The following is an 18,642-nucleotide window of genomic DNA, read 5'->3' as shown; positions in this document are numbered from 1 at the left end:
CGATATGAGCACAGCCGACGATGGCGCCTCCATTTGGAGGTCCGATATCGCGCTGGCGCTGCTTGCCACGGCGCTGGCGCTTGCCGTCAATGCCTTTGCCGGCTTCCCGGCACTGACCAATGCCGGCGGCGACAACGACAATCTGCTGCGCCTCGTCGAAGTTCGCGACATGCTGGCCGGCCAAAGGTGGTTCGATCTCCACCAGTACAGGATGGGCCTGGAAGGCGGTTTCGTCATGCATTGGTCGCGGCTGGTCGATGCGCCGATCGCCGCCATCATCATCGCCGTATCGGCCCTGACCGGCAGCGCGGCCTTTGCCGAGAATGTTGCGCAAGTGCTGTGGCCGGCGCTGCTCTTCTGCCTGACCGTATTTTTCACGGCTCGCGCCGCGCGCAGCTTTGCCGGTGACAGCGCCGTGCTGCCCGCTGTCGTGATCGGCGCTGCCGCACTGTATTTCCTCGGCATTTTTTCGCCTGGCGCGCTCGATCACCACAATGTCCAGCTGATGCTGAGCATGGCCAGCCTGAGCCTGTTGCTTGAAGCGCCAACGCGCAGGCCGGCGGCATTGCTCTCCGGCCTGTGCACCGGATTGATGCTGGCCGTCGGCATGGAGACCGCGCCTTATGTGGCCACCATCGGCGCCTCTGTTGCCATGCTGTTCGCCCTCGGCGCCAATGGCGAGAGGCTGATCGCCCGGGATTTCGGCCTCGGCTTTGCCGGCGTGTCCGCTCTCGTCTTTGTCGCCACCATTGCGCCGTCTGCCTGGGGTCAGGCGCAATGCGACGCCTTCTCGGCCGTGCAGTTCGTCGTCGCGGCGATTGCCGGAACCGGCCTTGCGGCGATAGCGTCGATCGAGCCCGCCGGCCGCACGCGCCAACGGCGCATCGCCTCGCTTGGCCTGCTTGCCCTGGTATTGGCCGCTGTCATCGTCTTTTTGTTCCCACAATGCCTGGCAGCGCCCTACGCCAACCTCGATCCGCGCCTCAAGGAGCTATGGCTTGATCACATCGACGAGGCGCAGTCGCTGTTCAAGCTGCTCGCTGAAGATCCGGCCGGGGTGGTGGCGCGCTATGCCACGCCGCTCATCGCGCTCGTGCTGATGGCGCTTCGCCTTGGCCGTGGCGGCTGGCGGCGGCAGGACAGCCTTGTCGGCGCGCTGCTTGTCGTGGCCTTCATGGTCAGTGCCTGGCAGGTGCGCGGTTCGACATTCTCGATCGCCTTCGCCGTCATCCCGCTTGCCGCCTGGATTGCCAAATGGCGTCAACGGGCAGAGGTCAGCCCGTCGCGCGGCGTGGCGCTGCGCATGGCCGCCGTCTGGCTGGTTTCAGTGAATGCCGTCTGGACTGGGGCTGCCGCGGCGACCTCGGTAGCCTTCGACGACAGCAACACCACGGCGGATAATGGCGACGGCGCCGATGTCGCTTGCCAGCGCATGGCCTCCTTTGCGGCGCTTGGCCGCCTGCCAGGCACCACCATACTGGCAATTTCCAATCTCGGATCGCCGATCCTGGCCTATTCCGGACATCGCGTCTTCGCCGGGCCCTATCATCGCAACGTCGCCGGCAACCTGCTGGCGCTCGATGCCTTCCTTGGGTCCGATGCCGATGCCAGGACGGTCGTGGCGGATCATCACGTCGGCCTCGTCGCGCTGTGCCCCGGCAGCGCCGAAACCAAGCTCCTCGCAGCCAATGCGCCGGCAGGCTTTCTTGCCGGGCTGATGCGCGGCAGCGTGCCGGAATGGCTTGAGCCGGTTGCCGGGACCAGCGGAGCCGCAGTCGAATTGTACCGCGTCCGGCTGGGCAGCTGATCGATCGGCGGCCCGTGCGGCCTTTTGTCGGACATAAGTCCTGACAATCCACTCTTTCGCCCTTGCCCGCCCGACACGGCTGGATAGGATGCGCGCCGGCCGACCGAGATCATTGGACCGGGAGAGAATTTCATGATGCCATCGGCACGCTTTGCCGACCTCGAAGGCGCTTCGGTGCTGATCACCGGCGGCGGCTCCGGCATTGGTGCTGCCTTGACCGAAGGTTTTGTCCGCCAGGGGGCAAAGGTCGCCTTCATCGATATCGCGGACCGTCCGAGTGTGGCGCTGGCCGATCGGTTAGACAAGGAACTGGGCCGGCGGCCGCTTTATCTCAAGACCGACATACGCGACATCGAGGCGTTGCGGCTATCGGCGGCTAAAGCCGCCAAGGCGCATGGCGACGTGACCGTGCTGATCAACAATGCCGCGCAGGATGACCGCCATGCCGTCGAAGACGTCACGGTGGAGTTCTGGGACAACAACCATGCCATCAACCTGCGCCCGCATTTCTTCAGCGCACAGGCGGTGGCGCCGGGCATGAAGCGGGCCGGCGGCGGCTCGATCATCAACTTCACCTCGACGTCGTTTCTCATCAACCATCCCGATATGCCGGCCTACACCGCCGCCAAGGCCGGCATCGTCGGTCTCACCAAGGGTCTTGCCGGCAAGCTCGGCGTCGACGGCATCCGTGTCAACGCGATCGCGCCCGGCTGGGTGATCACCGAGCGGCAGAGAAAGCTCTGGGTCACCGAAGAAGCGCTCGCCGCTCATGTCGCCAAACAGTGCATCAAAGAGGTGATGCAGCCGGAAGACATTGTCGGCACTGTGCTGTTCCTGGCGTCGGATGCCTCACGCATGCTGACCGCGCAGATGCTGATCGTCGATGGGGGATTCCTGTGATCTCATCGAGCAAGGCAGCTTCCGTCGCGGCCGTCGACTGGGGCACCACCCGCATGAGGGTCTGGCTGCTCGACGGCGCCGGCAAGGTTCTCGCCGAGCGGCGCGGCGATGACGGGCTGATCACCGCCCAGGCTAATAAAGGATTTTCGTCCATTCTCGAAGGGCATCTGGCTGCCTTGGGCGCGGCCGAGGCGCTGCCGGTCATCATTTGCGGCATGGCCGGTTCGCGCCAGGGCTGGCTGGAGGCACCCTATGTCAGCGTGCCGGCGCCGATCGGCGCTATTCTCGCCGGCGCTGCCCGCATTCCCGGCCAGCGCCGCGACATCCGCATCGTGCCCGGCCTTGCCCAGCGTCTGGCCGACGCCCCGGATGTCATGCGCGGCGAGGAGACGCAGCTTGCCGGCGCCGGTTTGCCGGCAAAGGGACGCCATCTCGTCTGCATGCCTGGCACCCATTCGAAATGGGTGCTGGTCGAGGACGGCTCTGTTGCCGGTTTCGGCACCTGGCCGACCGGCGAGCTGTTTTCGGTGCTGGCCGCGCACTCGATCCTGCGCCATTCGCTGGGCGAGCCGCCGAAGCCGGTTGCCGCCGAAAATCCATTTTTCCGGGAGTGGTGCCTGAAGGCGTTGGCCGAAGGCGGTGACATCGGTTCAAGACTGTTCTCGATCCGCGCCGCCAGCCTGCTGCAGGATCTGAAGCCCGAGGATGCCGCCGCCTGCCTGTCCGGCCTGCTGATCGGCGGCGAGATCGCTTCGGCAAGTCGCCGTTATGGGGCGAGTGCCGTGCCCGTCGTGCTGATCGCGTCGGGCGCACTCGGCAAGCTCTATGCCGACGCCCTCGGCCTTGCCGGGCTCGCGGTCAGGGTGGTCGACGCCGACGAGGCGGTGCGTGCCGGTCTTGCTGAAGCCGCGCGCGAAAATGGCATGATCGCTGGAAATGGAGTTGCCGCATGACCGAAACCGCACCTTTTCCAAAGCTCGAGCGGGGTCTGGTCGCCATCCTGCGTGGCCTCAAGCCAAGCGAGGCGGTGGCGATCGGCCAGGCGATCTTCGGCGCCGGTATCGAAGCGATCGAGGTGCCGCTCAACTCGCCCGATCCTTACGCCTCCATCGCCAGCATTGTCGGAGCGCTTCCTCCAACAGCCTTGGTCGGTGCCGGCACGGTGCTCAGCGCCGCCGATGTCGACGGCCTGCACAAGGCCGGCGGGCGGCTGCTGGTCAGCCCCAATATCGATGCCGCGGTCATGGGCCGGGCCATGCACTACGGCATGGTGACGATGCCCGGCGTGTTCACGCCGACCGAGGCATTTCAAGCAATCCGGCTCGGTGCCTCGGCATTGAAATTCTTCCCGGCGAGCGTGCTTGGCGCGGCAGGCATTTCGGCGATGCGCGCGGTGCTGCCGGCCAGTGTGCTGGTCGGCGCGGTCGGCGGCGTTTCAGATAAGGATTTTGCCGGCTACAAGGCAGCCGGCGTCAGCGTCTTCGGTCTTGGCTCCAGCCTCTTCAAGCCGGGCATGAGCGTCGACGAAGTGGCAGCGCGAGCGAAAGCCGCAGTTCAGGCCTGGGACGCGGCGTTTGGAGCGGCATGATGAGCGAGACCATTGTTTCGGTTTTTTCCGACCATGTCTGCCAACTCGGCGAGGGACCAAGCTATGACCCTGCCACCGACACGCTCTACTGGTTCGACATCGTCAACGGCCAGCTCCTCGAACAGCGCCTGTCGGGCGGTGCTGTCAAAATCCACCAGCTCGGTCAGATGGCCAGCGCCATCTGCATCATCGACGACCAACGCCAGCTGATCGCCACCGAGACCGGCCTGCATGTCCGCGACGTCGCGACCGGCAAGCTGACGCTGCACACGCCGATCGAGGCCGACAATACGGTCACCCGCTCGAACGATTCACGCGTTCACCCTTGCGGCGCGCTGTGGGTCGGCACCATGGGCAAGGGCGAGGAGAAGGGTGCCGGTTCGATCTACTGGTTCTTCAAGGGCGAGCTGCGCCGGCTTTATGCCGACATCACTGTGCCCAACTCGATCTGCTTTTCCGAGGATGGGACCATTGCCTATTACACCGACACCAGCACCGGCCTGTTGATGCGCGTCGGCTGCGATCCGGCGACCGGACTGCCGGTTGGCGAACCGAAGGTCTTCGTCGATCACCGTTCGGCCAAGGGCTATATCGATGGTTCGGTGCTCGACCGCGACGGCATATTGTGGAACGCCTGCTGGGGCGGCAGCGTCGTCGAAGCCTATGGACCCGACGGCAAGCTTATCCGTTCGGTGGCGATGCCGGCGACGCAGCCGTCCTGTCCAGCTTTCGTCGGCAGGAACGCCGACCGGCTGGCGGTCACCTCCGCCTGGTCGGGCAAGAGCGAGAAGCAGCGCCTGCTCGACCCGCAAGCCGGCATGACATTCATGCTCGACATTCCAGTCAATGGTCGCTTCGAGCCACGCGTGCTGATTGGCTAGACCCATATCTAGCACTGTCGTGCAGGCGTCCGGCTGACGTCGGTTCCGCGAAAGCCGAATGCGCTCGCCGTGCGATGCTTGAACGCTTCATCGTTTCGCGGGAACGCTGAACCGCTCTATCTCTTTGTTTTGACGCAATTCCGGACGGAAAGCCGTTTCACACTTTTCCTGGAATTGCTTTAGGCAATCGTGCTGCCGGGAAATCGTTTCGATCATGTCAAGCCGCGAGCCGAAGCTGATCCTTGTCTACGAGCCGGAAAAGGCTTGCCTCGATCGCCTGGTTGCCGATAGCCACGTGCCGGAGCGTGCCGCCGAAATCGCTTCCTATCTGGCGCAATCGACCGACTTCGCTGCTGAATTCGACGCACTTGCCGCCGCTTGCCAGAAGCGCGGCCTGTCATTTGCGCCGGTGGCGCTCGACGACGCCGCAAGAGTTCTCGGCGGCGAGGATCCGAAGACCAGGCTAGTCTGGACGCTGACCGACGGCATTGCCTATTTCCGCGGCGGCGCGGCACCGGCTCTGGCACGGCTGAATGGCGTGAAGGCGATCGGCGCCGACGATGCGCTGTTCGCGCTCTGTCAGGACAAGTTCCGGTCCGGCGCCGTGCTCGGCGCGCTTGGCCTGCCGATGCCACGGGCGGGCCTTGCCCGTGACGGCGCCTGGCTGGTCGCGCCACCGGCCTCGCCCGCCGGCTGGTTCGTCAAGCCGAACCGGCTCGGCGCCAAGATCGGCATCTGGCCGGATTCGCACTGCCACGATCTCGGCCATGCGCTGGAGCTTAGCCGGCGCGTCTTCGCCGCCTATCGCGACGATGTCATCGTCCAGCCCTATGTCGCCGGCCGCAACGCGCGCGCCAGTTTTCTCGGATTGAGGCCGGATACCGGCGTCGAGGCGCTGGGCATCGCCTTTGTCGATTCGGGCGGCGATTTCCAGACCATGCAGGACAGCTTGGCGCTTTACGGCGATACCGGCGCAGCGGCGAAAGCTGCGGGAAAATATACCGAGCCGGTGCTGCTGCCGGTCGCCGGCAGCCAGCCTGAAGCCGATGCAAGAATCCGTCGCATCGCCGAACGCCTGATGGTCGGGCTTGGCCTGCGCGACGTCTTTTCCATCGACTTCCGGGTCGAAGCCGACGACAGCGTCCACCTCATCGAGTTCGAGGTCTGCCCCGGCCTGCCCTGCTTCGATTTCCGCGATTACTGTCGCCAGCAATGGGGCTTGAGCCTCGCCGATGCGATGGCGGAGACAGCGGCGAGCCGGCTTCTCGCCTAAATCCCCTCGACCAGCACGATTTCGCCCTCGGCCACCTTCTGGCGGATCGCGACGGCGCGCTGGTATTCGGGCGAGTGGTAGCAGTCATGCGCCGCCGCAAGCGACGGAAACTCGATGATCACGTTGCGGTCGCGGCCCGGCCCCTCGGCCTTCTCATGCGCGCCGCCACGCGCCAGGAACTTGGCGCCGAAGCAGTCGAAGGCCGGTTTGGCAGCTGCGACATAGTCCTTGTAGCCTTCCGCATCGCGCACGTCGACGCGAGCGATCCAGTATCCCTTGGGCATGGTATTTCTCCTGGTTTTTGGCCGTGCGCGGACCGATGTTGAAAGTCGCTCCGGTGAGATGGCTGGGGGTGTCTTCGAGAACCGGAGCGGAGCGTACTTAAAGTACGTGAGCACCGGAAGCGGAGAAAACGCCGTCACACGGCCGCCGGAGCAAGTTTCGGAATTGGTCCTCAGGCCGAGCGCATTTCATCGAGGATCGCTTCCGCCGCCGCCCGCCTGTCGGCCGCTCCGACGATCGGCCGGCCGATGACGAGATGGCTGGAGCCGTTGCGGATCGCTTGCGCCGGCGTCACCACCCGTTTCTGGTCGCCATGGTCGCTGCCCTTCGGCCGGATTCCCGGCGTCACCACGGCCAGGTCGGGGCCGACGATGCGGCGCACCGCCTCGGCTTCTTCGGCCGAGCAGACGATGCCGCCCATGCCGGCATGCAGCGCCTGCTCGGAGCGCCTCAGCACCAGTGTATGCGGATCATACTCATAGCCGGCATCGATCACGTCCTGCTCGTCCATCGAGGTCAGCACGGTGACCCCGAGCAGGCAAAGGTCGCTGCCCCTGGCAGCCTCGACCGCCGCCTTCATCGTCTTCGGATAGGCATGGATGGTCAGCATGCTCATGCCCATCCTGGCGATGTTTTCGACCCCCTTGGCCACCGTGTTGTCGATGTCGAGCAGCTTCATGTCGAGAAAGATCCTGGTGCCGCCGCTGGCCAGCTCGCGGGCGAAGTCGAGCCCGCCGGCAAAGGCGAGCTGGTAACCGATCTTGTAGAAGGAGACGATCCCGTCGAGCTCGCGCACCGCCTTCTCGGCTTCCTTCAGCGTCGGCAGGTCGAGGCCGACGATCAGCCGTTCCTGCATCGTGTCGGCATGCGCGGCGTCCGGGATCATGCCTCGATCCGCGTCGACAGCATACGTGAGGTTTCGATCAGCGTTCGGCATAGGTGCTCCATCGATTGGCGTAGTCTCTCGTCCCTGAACTTGCCCTCGTCGTCGAAGGCGTTGCCGCCCTCCGGCACCGAGCATTCCGGTGTCACCACCTCCATCCGGCAGCGTACCAGAACGGCGCGCAGATGGTTGATGCAGCGTATCCCGCCGAAGGGTCCGTTGGAAGACGAGCAGAGGCCGGCGACCTTGCCGGCAAGCGGCCTGAACGTCCGGCCGCCATCCTTGCGCAGCTGGCTAACCCAGTCGATGCTGTTCTTGAGCAACGGTGGAATGGAGCCGTTATATTCGGGCGTCGCGATCAGCAGCCCGTCATGGGCGGCGATCATCCGGCCGAGCTTGAAAGCATTGTCGGGAATGCCTTCTTCCTTTTCCAAATCCTGGTCGAGGATCGGCAACGGATAGTCGGCGAGCGAGATGCGGGTCACCTCGGCGCCCTGCATGGCAAGTTCCTTCTGTGCCACGTCGGCGGTCCTGCCGCTATAGGCGCCGCTGCGCACCGAACCGGCGACGACGAGAATTTTCGGGATCACAGCCATGGGTCTGCCTTGTCACCCGATGGGTATAAGACAAGTGCTATTCAAACCCAACGCTTCAATTCATGCGGCCCCGCGTCGGTAGATCCAAAGCTGCGTCGGCGGAATGTTGCGGATGACGAAATGGAAATGCTCGACCGTATAGTCGCCGCGGCCCGGCGGGATCGGCGACAGCGGCCCGTAAGTCAGCTGCACGATCGGCCGGCCGGCCGGGATACGGTCGAGCAGGCTCTCGACATAGGCGATGCGCTGGGCGACAGGGAAATTGAGCAGCGGCACCCCCGATATCACGGAATCGAAGATCAGGTCGCGCTTGTCGCCAAGCGTCGCGTCGAGATTGAAGGCGTCGCCCTCGATGACGTTGACGCCTGGATAAAGCTGGCGCAGATGGCGCACGAAATCAGTGGAATATTCGACCGCGTAGAGATTCTCAGGCTTTATGCCCTGGGCGAGGATGGCGCGTGTGATGACGCCTGTACCGGGCCCGACCTCGAGCACCGGCAGGCCGGATGTCGGATCGACGATCGAGGCCATCTTGCCTGCGGTGATGGAACTGGTCGGGACGATCGAACCGACCGCCTTCGGCTTGTCGATCCAGCCCTTGAAGAACTTCAGCTCGTCGTCGAACTTTTCCGCCAGCGTCTTTCGCAGTCCGGGACTACGCGTCATCGAAAGTCCTCCTCAACGCTCCCTCGGATGCTACTTAGCAGTTACGAGGTGCAAGACAAGGCGAATCCCCGGATAAGGTGTTGATGACGCTCGGGAAGCGTTTCCAGGGATCAGCTTCAGTGCTCGCCGAACGTCTCGAAAAAGTCTTTCATGCGGGCGAAAAATCCGCTCGACTGAGGCGAATTGTCCTTTGAGGAAAGCTGCTCGAATTCCTCCAGCAATTCGCGCTGACGGCGCGAAAGGTTCTGCGGCGTCTCAACCACGGTCTGGATGTAGAGATCGCCGATATTGGGCTGGCGAAGCACAGGCATGCCCTTGCCCTTGAGGCGGAACTGGCGACCGTTCTGGGTGCCCTCCGGCACCTTCACCTTCGTCTGGGTACCGTCCAGTGTCGTCACCTCGAACGAGCCGCCAAGCGCTGCCGTCGTCATCGAGATCGGCACCTTGCAATAAAGATCGGCCCCGTCGCGCTGGAAGAATTCGTGCGGCTTGACCGCGAGGAAGATGTAGAGATCGCCCGACGGGCCGCCGCGCAGGCCGGCCTCGCCCTCATTGGCCAGCCGGATGCGGGTGCCATCCTCGATGCCGGCAGGGATGTTTACCGACAGCGAGCGCTCCTCGGTGACACGGCCCTGGCCGGCGCATTTCGGGCACGGATCCTTGATGGTCTGGCCGCGCCCCTGGCATTGCGGGCAGGTGCGCTCGATCGAGAAGAAGCCTTGCGTGGCGCGCACCTTGCCGTGGCCGTTGCACATCGAGCAGGTGACGGGCTGGGTGCCAGGCTTGGCGCCGCTGCCCGAGCATTCCGAGCAGGAAATCGAGGCTGGCACCCGAATCTGCGCGGTCTTGCCGGAAAATGCCTCTTCCAGCGTAATTTCCATATTGTAGCGCAGGTCGGCGCCGCGCTCGCGGCCGCCGGACGAGCGGCGCTGGCGCCCGCCCATCATGTCGCCGAAAATGTCTTCGAAAATGTCGGCGAAGCCGCCGGCGCCAAAGCCTTGCGCCCCGCCATTCATACCGCCGTGCTCGAAGGCGGCGTGGCCGAAGCGATCATAGGCGGCGCGCTTCTGCGGGTCCTTCAGTGTCTCGTAGGCTTCGTTGATTTCCTTGAACTTGTGCTCGCAGGCATGGTCGCCTGGGTTGCGGTCGGGATGGAACTGCATGGCGAGCTTGCGAAAAGCGCTCTTGAGCTCCTTCTCGTCGGCGCCCTTTTGCACGCCTAGCGTTTCGTAAAAATCAGCTTTCATGTTTTCCCGCAGTCCGGATAGTCAACGTCTTGAAGCATCGTTGCGTCGTTTGCCGGCACGCTGTTCCGATTTAGGTGTGATGGAGCCGCGATGCCAGTGTCTACGAGGCTTTGTCCGCATTTTTTCGGGCAGCGCAGCGTTTTTCCGGCAAAGGGTTGCAAAAAAGCCCGGCTGTGCGCCGGGCTTTCTCCCTTACCTGTACCGTCAGGCGGTTCAGGCCGACTTCTTCTTCTCGTCGTCTTCGTCGATTTCCTCGAAGTCGGCATCGACGACGTCACTGTCCTTGGCGGCATCAGCCTTGGCGTCGGCCTCGGCGGCTTCCTTCTGTGAAGCCTCGTACATGGCCTGGCCGAGCTTCATCGAGACTTCGGCGAGCGTCTGCGTCTTGGCCTCGATCTCGGTCACATCGTCGCCTTCGGCAGCGGTCTTCAGCGCCGCGATCGCATCGGCAATCGCCGTGCGGTCGGCCTCGGAAACCTTCTCGCCGTATTCCTTCAGAGACTTCTCCGAGGAATGCACCAGCGCCTCGGCCTGGTTGCGGGCCTCGACCAGCGCGCGCCGCTTCTTGTCGGCTTCGGCATTGGCCTCGGCGTCCTTGACCATCTTCTCAATGTCGGCGTCCGAAAGGCCGCCGGACGCCTGGATGCGGATCTGGTGCTCCTTGCCGGTGCCCTTGTCCTTGGCCGAGACGTTGACGATGCCGTTGGCGTCGATGTCGAAGGTGACCTCGATCTGCGGCACGCCGCGCGGCGCAGGCGGGATGCCGACCAGATCGAACTGGCCGAGCGCCTTGTTGTCGGCGGCCATTTCACGCTCGCCCTGGAAGACGCGGATGGTCACCGCCGACTGCGAATCCTCGGCCGTGGAGAACACCTGGCTCTTCTTTGTCGGAATCGTCGTGTTGCGTTCGATCAGCCGCGTGAACACGCCGCCCAGCGTCTCGATGCCGAGCGACAACGGCGTCACGTCGAGCAGCAGCACGTCCTTGACGTCGCCCTGCAGCACGCCGGCCTGGATAGCGGCGCCCAACGCGACGACCTCATCCGGGTTGACGCCCTTGTGCGGCTCCTTGCCGAAGAACTGCTTCACGATCTCCTGGATCTTGGGCATACGGGTCATGCCGCCGACCAGGACGACTTCGTCGATTTCGCCGGCCTTCAGGCCGGCATCCTTGAGTGCCGCCTTGCAAGGATCGATCGTGCGCTGGACGAGATCCTCTACCAGGCTCTCGAACTTCGCCCGCGTCAGCTTCAGCGTCAGGTGCTTGGGGCCGGTGGCATCGGCGGTGATGAAGGGCAGGTTGATCTCGGTCTGCGTGGTGGACGACAGCTCGATCTTGGCCTTTTCAGCCGCTTCCTTGAGGCGCTGAAGGGCGAGCTTGTCGTTCCGCAGGTCGATGCCCTGTTCCTTCTTGAACTCGGCCGCCAGATATTCGACCAGACGCATGTCGAAATCCTCGCCCCCGAGGAAGGTGTCGCCATTGGTCGACTTCACCTCGAACACGCCGTCGCCGATTTCGAGCACCGAAATATCGAACGTGCCGCCGCCAAGGTCATAGACGGCAATCGTCTTGCCTTCCTTCTTGTCCAGTCCATAGGCAAGTGCTGCCGCCGTCGGCTCGTTGATGATGCGCAGCACTTCGAGGCCGGCGATCTTGCCGGCATCCTTGGTCGCCTGGCGCTGGGCGTCGTTGAAATAGGCCGGAACGGTGATGACTGCCTTCTCGACCTTCTCGCCGAGATAGGCCTCCGCCGTTTCCTTCATCTTCTGCAGGATCATCGCCGAGATCTGGCTAGGCGACTGCTTCTTGCCGCCGGCCTCGACCCAGGCGTCGCCATTGTCGCCCTTGACGATCTTGTAGGGGACAAGCTTCTTGTCCTTCTCCGTCACCGGATCGTCGTAGCGGCGGCCGATCAGGCGCTTGACCGCGAAAATGGTGTTCTCAGGATTGGTAACCGCCTGGCGCTTGGCCGGCTGGCCGACGAGGCGCTCGCCGTCGCTGTTGATGGCGACGATGGAAGGGGTCGTGCGGGCGCCTTCCGCATTCTCGATCACCTTGGATTCCTTGCCGTCCATGATGGCGACACAGGAGTTGGTTGTTCCCAGATCGATACCGATTACTTTTGCCATTTCTCTAATCTCTCCGCTAAGCAGGCTCTCAGGACCCGTACAGGCGTTCCGACGAAAGCCCCTGTTCACAAGAAATTCCGCTCCGGCAACCGGCATTCGGCGCTGGACGGCTTGGCGCGTATATAAGAACAGGCTGCGTGGCGCGCAAGCATTCTGCGCAAGGCGTTCACCATTCATCGCGGTTGATCGGATTCGGGACCGGCAGGCCCGTATTTTCGGCGGTGATCCAGCCGGCCCGGCCCCCGGCCCATGAACCTTTCCGCCTCGCCCCGCGACTGACGCTCAGGTGCCGCGTGGTGCGGCCCCGGAAAGGAAAGCCCCATGACCACAGATCCCGAGGCTCCACGGTCTCCGGGAACAGCAGGAGCTCAGCGCGACCATCGCCTTCGGGACCGGGTCGATGCGCTGGGCTTTTCGCCGGTTCCGTTGACCCTGCGCGGACGCAGGCGTATCGTGACGTTGAGGAAAGCAGACAATTCGATCAGGGACGAACGTGCCGGAACGCCGCGCCTTGCCCTGATTTGCGCGCCGGGACCGGATGTTTCTCCCATGACCTGTGGGGGGAGATCCATGTCTTGCGACCACGGCGCGTTCGTGCGCTCTCGTGCCGGCCGTTTGCGCCGCGCCATCCAGGCTGCCAGCGGATTGTCGATCCTGGCGCTCGCCGCTGGGCTCTGGCTCGGTGGCTCGGCCCAGGCTCAGGAAACCCGGATCATCTATCCCGGCTCGATGGCAATGACCGGATTCTCCGGCACCATCATTCCAAATTTCGAGGAAGGCCTGCCGCCGGGCGTCGATCCCGTCGACGAAACCTTCATCGACACGGCGCGCGCGACCTTGCGCATCTTCGACGTCTCAAGGCTGGGCGGGCCGGCGTCTGGCCAATTGGTCTTCACCCCGCCACCGTTCGAGGTCACAGCCGGGCAAATCGGCCAGGTGTTCGGCATCACCTACGACGACGGCGTGCGCGACGGCGTTCCATCGGCCATTCCAAACCTCTATGCCGGCGCCACGTCGCTGCACGGCATCCGCATAGTCACGCCAGACGGCGATGCCGACGGCCGGCCGGAGCGGCGGCAGCGCCGCGGCACGGCTGACGCTGTCTTCATGGACGGCCAGTTCGGCACCGAAAACGGCGGCGGCCCCGGAACGATCTGGAAGATCGATGGCATCACCGGCGCCGTCTCGAAATTCGCCGATATCGACGCCAATAGCGGTCCCGGCATCGGCGACGTCACGTTCGACAATATCCACCGCCAGTTCTTCGCCAGCGATCTCGACACCGGCCTCATCCACCGCATCGACGCCAATGGCGCGCTGCTCGACACGTTCGACCACGGCATAGCCGGCCGCCCGGCGCACGGGCTTGCCGCCCTTGCCGACGACGGCTCGGTGATGGACATCCAGGGTGGTGCCTTCGACAGCGAGGACCCCGACAGCTGGGGCTACACGCAGGACGAGCGCCGCGTCTGGTCGGTCGCCTATCGTGGCGGCCGGCTCTATTATTCGGTCGGTGATAAGGCGGAGATCTGGTCGGTGGGCGTTGCCGGCGACGGCAGTTTCGCCGGCGACCCGCGCTGGGAACTGACGGTCAAGGCCGACAAGGATTACGCGGTCACCGACATCGCCTTCGACAACGAAGGCTTCATGTACCTGGCCCAGCGCGGCCCGGTGGAGAACCGCTACGACTACAGCCAGTTCGCCGATTCCGGCAAGGGTGAGGTCATCCGCTACTGGCGCGAAAATCCGGACGATCCGGCGACGGAATCGGCCTGGGTGGAAGTGCCGCAGGAATATGCGGTCGGCTTCCCGCAAAACAACCGACAGTCGGCCGGCGGCCTCGACCTGCAATATGGCTACGATGCCGAAGGCAATCTCGATACCGGCGTCTGCACCGACACGCTGGTCGATACCGGCGACAAGTTGCGCGACAACCCGGAGCTTGCCGAACAACTCGCAGCCGGCGGGCCGCTCGCCGTGCACGGCGTGCAAATCACGCCGACGGCACTGGTCAAGCCGGCCAACATGCCGCCTTTCGGCTCGTGGTTCGTCGACTTCGACAATTATTTCGAAGACCCGGAAGTCGAAGGCCATGTCGGCGACGTCGAGGTCTGGCGCCCCTGCGAAGGCCGTGCCGGCTATTACGAGCAGGTGCCGGGCGGCTATCTGCCACCGTTCTATCCGCCGGACTTTCCGCCCCCCGGCAATCTGCCTCCTTGCCTCGATGTCGAGGATGTCAGGTATTTCTGCACGCCCTCCGGCCTCGAGGCCGATCTCTATCTCCATGACCATGCCGGCTTTGGCGGCGATTCGATCAAGGCTCTGTCCAGGACGCCTGGCGTTGGGGTGACTTCACCTCTGTCGCATGCGCCCGGCGCGCCATACACGATCGGCATCACCGGCCATTACCCTGGCGATACGGTCGATGTCGGGCTCTGCTTCTACAGGCAGTCCGATAGCGACAAGGGTGGCTACTATCCTTGCTGCAAGATGACCTTGCCGCTCAGAACCCCAGCCGTCAGCTGCGAGCCGTGAGGAGGGGAAGATGAGCAATCTCGCATTTTTCCCGCCTGCGACAAGCAGCCAGTCAACCGGCAAACAATCATTCGTCATGGAGACCATCGTGAAACCCCTGTCACTCGCCAGGCGCGGCGCGCGCTGGCTGATGGCGGCCGGTATCGCGGTCGCCATGCTGAGCCCGCTGCAAGGCTTCGCTGAAGACCTTGCTCCGGCCAAGACCAAGCCTGCCGATGCGGGCACTGTCATTCCCGATACCAAGCTCGATTTTGACAATCCTCGCATCGTCAATCCGGAGCCGGGCCGGATCGTGCCCTTCTTCACCAAGAAAGGCACCCAGAGAGGCTGCGACTATGTCGTATACTCGCTGAGCTTTGGCTTGCGCGGCAATCCGCAGGGTTTTGCCAGCCCGGACCTCGCCGCCATGCTGAAAAAGGTCAGGCTCGATTTCAGGGACCAGCTCCCGCACGGCCTGCGCATCGTCGGCGTGCATGTGACCGGCGACGGCACCGATGCGTCCGGCGGACCGCTGCCCGCTGCTGCGATCAGCAGTTCGGCTACACCGGACGATACCGCGACGGTACCCGATTTCCGGATTTCCGCCAGCGATCTCGACGGCATCGGCGCTGCGAACGAGCGCGTCGTCACGTTCCAGATCACCGCCAAGATTGACCATGCGGCGTTTCCGTCGCCGACGACCGTTCACAACCAGGGCGTGGTCAAGGTCAGCCGCGAACGCGGCGCCGGCATCGAAATCCTGTCGCAGGATCCGGGCAAGCCGGACGACGGCAATTATCTCACGGGTGCAAAGGCGTCGATCAAGATCGACGTCACCAGGTGCAACCCGCCGCCTCCACCTCCCGGCAAGGAATGCTTCAAGGTGGAGCGCGGCACGGTCGATTGCGTGCCCGGCGGCGGCGCCTTCATCTACCACATGCCGGTCGGCCCGGAGATGGCTGGCAAATGGGTGCAGCTTTCGACGACGACACCCGGCATCACCATCATTCCCGACACGCAATTGGTGCCGGCGGGCGGCGGTGTGCTCAATTGGAAGATCGTCGGCGCTTCACCCGGCGACGTCATCCACATCATCGTCACCGGTGTCGAAACCTATGCCGGCCCGAGGGAGGGGTGGGGCCTGTGCTGTACGCAGACTGTCGATATCGTCATCCCGCGTGATCAGCGCTGCCCACCGAAGGACAAGGAACCGGATCTGAAAGTCGAAAAGCGCGCCGACGTGCAACGTTGCACGGTGGGTGGCGGCTGCGACTTCACCATCAGGGTCACCAATGTCGGCGATGCACCCTACCACGGCAAGATCGTGCTCAACGAAGTCACCCTGCCGGCTGGCTCCACCCTCGATTCAGGGCCGAACCCGCCTTGGGTCTGCGCGCCTGGAACCACCCCGATGATTTGCACTCATCCGGTGACCACGCTCAATCCGGGTGCCTCTGTCGACCTCAAGCTCGGCTTCAAGCCGGCCGCAGGCTGGCGAGGCAGCGCCTTGCGCAACTGCGCCACTTACAATTACGGCGCCAGCGGCAAGCCGCTTTTCGGCAGCCAGCAAAACGATCGCGGCTGTGCTTCGATCCCGGTCTGCCGGCGTGGCGATCGTGACCGCAACTGCCGGCCGCCGGTGGAGAAGAAGGTCGACCTGATCCTGAAGAAGCGCGCCCGCACCGAATTCTGTTCGGCCGATGGCGTCTGCACCTTCGTGGTCGACATAATCAACAATGGCAGCGTCCCCTATAATGGGCCGCTGACGGTCGTCGATACCTATCCGGGCGGCGTGCCGGCATCCTCGACCTTCGGCCCGACGCCGCCATGGACATGCGGACCGAACGGCCCCGGCCAGTTCCGCTGCGACAATGCCGGCATCGTGCTGTTGCCTGGCGCCTCGACGCCGATCTTCGTCAGGGCGGTGATGCCGGCCAACTACCGGCCCGACAGTGTCGAGAACTGCGCCGAGGTGAAAGCTATTCCCGGTGAGAACGACATCACCAACAACAGGGCCTGCGCCAAGGAACGCATCCGTCATCCGAATGCCGGCCAGCCGGCCCTGCGCATCACCAAGGTTTGCAATGGTTCGCTGGCCGGTGCTGCGGTCGTTTCCTGCCGCATTACCGTCATCAGTCTCGGCACCACTGCCCCGACCGGTCCGGTACGGGTCAACGATGCCGCGACGCTGATAGCCGGCGGAGCGCCGGTCCAGATCCAGACCGTCACCCCAGACGGCGCGGAATGGGCTTGCGGACCGGTTCCGGCCAATGCGCTGTCGTGCCAGATTCCCGGCGCCGTCATGACGCCTGGAACCAGCCGCCATTTCGACGTGACGGTTGCCGCGAACGGCGAATTCGAGAACTGCGCACGCGGCTCCTACGGCCCGGCTCCGGGAGACGACATCGTCTATCCGATCGGCCAGGCCTGCGCCAAGGGCAGCGGCGCCTCGACCATCCGCGTCGAGAAGACCGGTGATGCCGAGTGCAAGCCCGGCCAGCCCTGCTCGTTCGAGATCGCCATCACGAACGATGGCGCGAGCGCCTTCTCCGGTCCGGTTCGCCTCGGCGATGCGATCGGCGTCGAAGGCCTCGGCCGGCTGGAAGGCGTTGCGATCACCTCGATCGATCCGCCCTTCGGCTGCTTGCCGGAGCCGGCAATCTTGCCTCTGTCCTGCATCGCCCAACTCACGCTCGGCGCCGGGGAAAGCCACGTGCACACAGTGACCGTGACTATTCCCGACGACGGCCGTCTGGCCAATCTGCAGGGCATTGTCAACGGCCAGAACTGCGTCGGCATGCTGTCTCCGAACACGCCGGTGCAAGGCGGTGGCGACGTGCTGTCCCGCGGTGCGGCCGACGTGCAGGGTGATCGCGGCAAGGCCTATGCCTGCCATCCCTTCACCATTATGAATGAGGTGAAGAAGGAATGCTCGCAAGGCTTCGTCATGAACGACGCCGGCAACTGCGTCTGCCCGCCCGGCACGACCTTCCGCAATGGCCAATGCTCTTCCGGGGGCGGCACGGTCATCGTGCCGAAGCCAAAACCTTGCGTTCTGCTCAAAGGCCAGATCCGTACCGAAGACGGACGCTGCGTCTGTCCGCGCGGAACCGAGCTGGAGAACGGCGCTTGCGTGGGCAGCAAGCCGCAGCCCGAGCAGTGCACCGTCCGTGGCCAGATCCACGACGCTGCCGGCGATTGCGTCTGCCCGCGGGGCACCGAAGTCAAAGGCAATGCCTGCCGGCCAATCCAGCCGAAACCCGAGCAGTGCACCATTCGGGGCCAGATCCATAACGCCGCAGGCGATTGCGTCTGCCCGCGGGGCACGGAAGTCAGGGGCAATGTCTGCCGGCCAATCCAGCCGAAACCCGAGCAGTGCACCATTCGGGGCCAGATCCATAACGCCGCTGGCGATTGCGTCTGCCCGCGGGGTACGGAAGTCAGGGGCAATGTCTGCCGGCCAATCCAGCCGAAGCCGGAGCAGTGCACCATCCGCGGCCAGATCCACGACGCCGGAGGCGATTGCGTCTGCCCAAAAGGCACGGAAGTGCAAGGCAATGCCTGCAGGCGCAAGAAGCCTGTTGTGGTGGAGTGCTCGATACCAGGCCAGATCCACAACAAGCGTGGCGTTTGCGTCTGCCCGCGTGGGACAGAGCTGCGCGACGGCGCCTGCCGCAAACCACGGCTGGAGTGCGCACCGGGCGCGCGGCCGATTAATGGCCAGTGCCAGCCGATCCGCAAACCGAGCCTGCTGCTGAATCCAGATGTTCTTCAGCAGCTGCCAAGGCGCAAGCCGCAGCTCGAGCAATAGGATCGCGCGCGAACTTCAAACGGTGATCATTCGATCAAGAAAACCCCGCCGGAGCGATCCGGCG

At 64.2% G+C, this 18,642-nt stretch carries 14 protein-coding genes; 8 read left to right on the top strand and 6 right to left on the bottom strand.

What is annotated here, in order from left to right; translation table 11 throughout:
- Positions 1-4 precede the first annotated feature (4 nt).
- The 6 genes from NKH49_RS09950 (at position 5) to NKH49_RS09925 (ending at position 6,449) form a co-directional block, all read left to right on the top strand.
- A complete protein-coding gene (locus tag NKH49_RS09950; protein ID WP_352614228.1) occupies positions 5-1,807 on the top strand; it encodes a GtrA family protein in 1,803 nt (600 codons plus the stop codon).
- 132 nt (positions 1,808-1,939) lie between these two features.
- Positions 1,940-2,707, top strand: coding sequence for an SDR family NAD(P)-dependent oxidoreductase (locus NKH49_RS09945; protein WP_352614229.1), 768 nt, complete (start codon positions 1,940-1,942; stop codon positions 2,705-2,707).
- On the top strand, positions 2,707-3,660 hold the full coding sequence (locus tag NKH49_RS09940; protein ID WP_502907866.1) for a 2-dehydro-3-deoxygalactonokinase: 954 nt from the start codon (positions 2,707-2,709) through the stop codon (positions 3,658-3,660). The genes NKH49_RS09945 and NKH49_RS09940 overlap by 1 nt, the downstream gene beginning before the upstream one ends.
- Entirely contained in the window at positions 3,657-4,295 is a 639-nt protein-coding gene (locus NKH49_RS09935) for a 2-dehydro-3-deoxy-6-phosphogalactonate aldolase (protein ID WP_352614230.1), read from the top strand. Before NKH49_RS09940 ends, NKH49_RS09935 begins: the two co-directional genes overlap by 4 nt.
- Complete coding sequence (locus NKH49_RS09930) at positions 4,295-5,176, top strand: SMP-30/gluconolactonase/LRE family protein (RefSeq protein WP_352614231.1); 882 nt, start codon at positions 4,295-4,297, stop codon at positions 5,174-5,176. Before NKH49_RS09935 ends, NKH49_RS09930 begins: the two co-directional genes overlap by 1 nt.
- 214 nt (positions 5,177-5,390) lie before the next feature.
- Complete coding sequence (locus NKH49_RS09925) at positions 5,391-6,449, top strand: D-alanine--D-alanine ligase family protein (RefSeq protein WP_352614232.1); 1,059 nt, start codon at positions 5,391-5,393, stop codon at positions 6,447-6,449.
- Here NKH49_RS09925 and NKH49_RS09920 read toward each other — a convergent pair.
- From NKH49_RS09920 to dnaK, 6 genes are all read right to left on the bottom strand, one after another.
- Entirely contained in the window at positions 6,446-6,733 is a 288-nt protein-coding gene (locus NKH49_RS09920) for a DUF1330 domain-containing protein (RefSeq protein WP_352614233.1), read from the bottom strand. The two genes, NKH49_RS09925 and NKH49_RS09920, sit on opposite strands and share 4 nt — an antisense overlap.
- A 170-nt stretch (positions 6,734-6,903) precedes the next feature.
- Positions 6,904-7,617 (bottom strand): orotidine-5'-phosphate decarboxylase, encoded by a 714-nt coding sequence (pyrF, locus tag NKH49_RS09915; protein WP_352472808.1) that lies wholly within the window; start codon positions 7,615-7,617, stop codon positions 6,904-6,906.
- A complete protein-coding gene (locus NKH49_RS09910; protein WP_352449616.1) occupies positions 7,614-8,210 on the bottom strand; it encodes an NADPH-dependent FMN reductase in 597 nt (198 codons plus the stop codon). Before NKH49_RS09910 ends, pyrF begins: the two co-directional genes overlap by 4 nt.
- 60 nt (positions 8,211-8,270) lie before the next feature.
- The gene (pmtA, locus tag NKH49_RS09905) at positions 8,271-8,876 is read right to left on the bottom strand and encodes a phospholipid N-methyltransferase PmtA (protein ID WP_023679853.1); all 606 of its coding nucleotides are present in this window, start codon (positions 8,874-8,876) and stop codon (positions 8,271-8,273) included.
- Between the two features lie 116 nt (positions 8,877-8,992).
- Positions 8,993-10,123, bottom strand: coding sequence for a molecular chaperone DnaJ (dnaJ, locus tag NKH49_RS09900; RefSeq protein WP_023679852.1), 1,131 nt, complete (start codon positions 10,121-10,123; stop codon positions 8,993-8,995).
- 213 nt (positions 10,124-10,336) lie between these two features.
- Positions 10,337-12,253 (bottom strand): molecular chaperone DnaK, encoded by a 1,917-nt coding sequence (gene dnaK / locus NKH49_RS09895; protein ID WP_023679851.1) that lies wholly within the window; start codon positions 12,251-12,253, stop codon positions 10,337-10,339.
- A 570-nt stretch (positions 12,254-12,823) separates the two neighbouring features.
- On the opposite strand from dnaK, the gene NKH49_RS09890 reads away from it, so the two are divergent.
- Together NKH49_RS09890 and NKH49_RS09885 are read left to right on the top strand one after the other, a co-directional pair.
- Entirely contained in the window at positions 12,824-14,788 is a 1,965-nt protein-coding gene (locus NKH49_RS09890; RefSeq protein ID WP_352925978.1) for a hypothetical protein, read from the top strand.
- Positions 14,789-14,798: 10 nt separating this feature from the next.
- Positions 14,799-18,578, top strand: a complete 3,780-nt coding sequence (locus tag NKH49_RS09885; protein ID WP_352925976.1) for a DUF7929 domain-containing protein — start codon at positions 14,799-14,801, stop codon at positions 18,576-18,578.
- Positions 18,579-18,642: the final 64 nt, after the last annotated feature.

Origin of the sequence: Mesorhizobium sp. M1088, assembly GCF_040318575.1 — a bacterium.
Taxonomy (GTDB): Bacteria; Pseudomonadota; Alphaproteobacteria; order Rhizobiales; family Rhizobiaceae; genus Mesorhizobium.
Note: the sequence above shows the minus strand (reverse complement) of the source record. Positions and strands in the feature narration are given on the sequence as shown.

What these genes read in the sequence shown, in the direction of transcription:
- pyrF (WP_352472808.1), bottom strand. Translation starts at nt 7,617, where the DNA reads ATGATCCCGGACGCCGCGCATGCCGACACGATGCAGGAACGGCTGATC.
- dnaK (WP_023679851.1), bottom strand. Translation starts at nt 12,253, where the DNA reads ATGGCAAAAGTAATCGGTATCGATCTGGGAACAACCAACTCCTGTGTC.
- NKH49_RS09890 (WP_352925978.1), top strand. Translation starts at nt 12,824, where the DNA reads ATGTCTTGCGACCACGGCGCGTTCGTGCGCTCTCGTGCCGGCCGTTTG.
- NKH49_RS09910 (WP_352449616.1), bottom strand. Translation starts at nt 8,210, where the DNA reads ATGGCTGTGATCCCGAAAATTCTCGTCGTCGCCGGTTCGGTGCGCAGC.
- dnaJ (WP_023679852.1), bottom strand. Translation starts at nt 10,123, where the DNA reads ATGAAAGCTGATTTTTACGAAACGCTAGGCGTGCAAAAGGGCGCCGAC.
- pmtA (WP_023679853.1), bottom strand. Translation starts at nt 8,876, where the DNA reads ATGACGCGTAGTCCCGGACTGCGAAAGACGCTGGCGGAAAAGTTCGAC.
- NKH49_RS09920 (WP_352614233.1), bottom strand. Translation starts at nt 6,733, where the DNA reads ATGCCCAAGGGATACTGGATCGCTCGCGTCGACGTGCGCGATGCGGAA.
- NKH49_RS09930 (WP_352614231.1), top strand. Translation starts at nt 4,295, where the DNA reads ATGAGCGAGACCATTGTTTCGGTTTTTTCCGACCATGTCTGCCAACTC.
- NKH49_RS09935 (WP_352614230.1), top strand. Translation starts at nt 3,657, where the DNA reads ATGACCGAAACCGCACCTTTTCCAAAGCTCGAGCGGGGTCTGGTCGCC.
- NKH49_RS09950 (WP_352614228.1), top strand. Translation starts at nt 5, where the DNA reads ATGAGCACAGCCGACGATGGCGCCTCCATTTGGAGGTCCGATATCGCG.
- NKH49_RS09885 (WP_352925976.1), top strand. Translation starts at nt 14,799, where the DNA reads ATGAGCAATCTCGCATTTTTCCCGCCTGCGACAAGCAGCCAGTCAACC.
- NKH49_RS09945 (WP_352614229.1), top strand. Translation starts at nt 1,940, where the DNA reads ATGATGCCATCGGCACGCTTTGCCGACCTCGAAGGCGCTTCGGTGCTG.
- NKH49_RS09925 (WP_352614232.1), top strand. Translation starts at nt 5,391, where the DNA reads ATGTCAAGCCGCGAGCCGAAGCTGATCCTTGTCTACGAGCCGGAAAAG.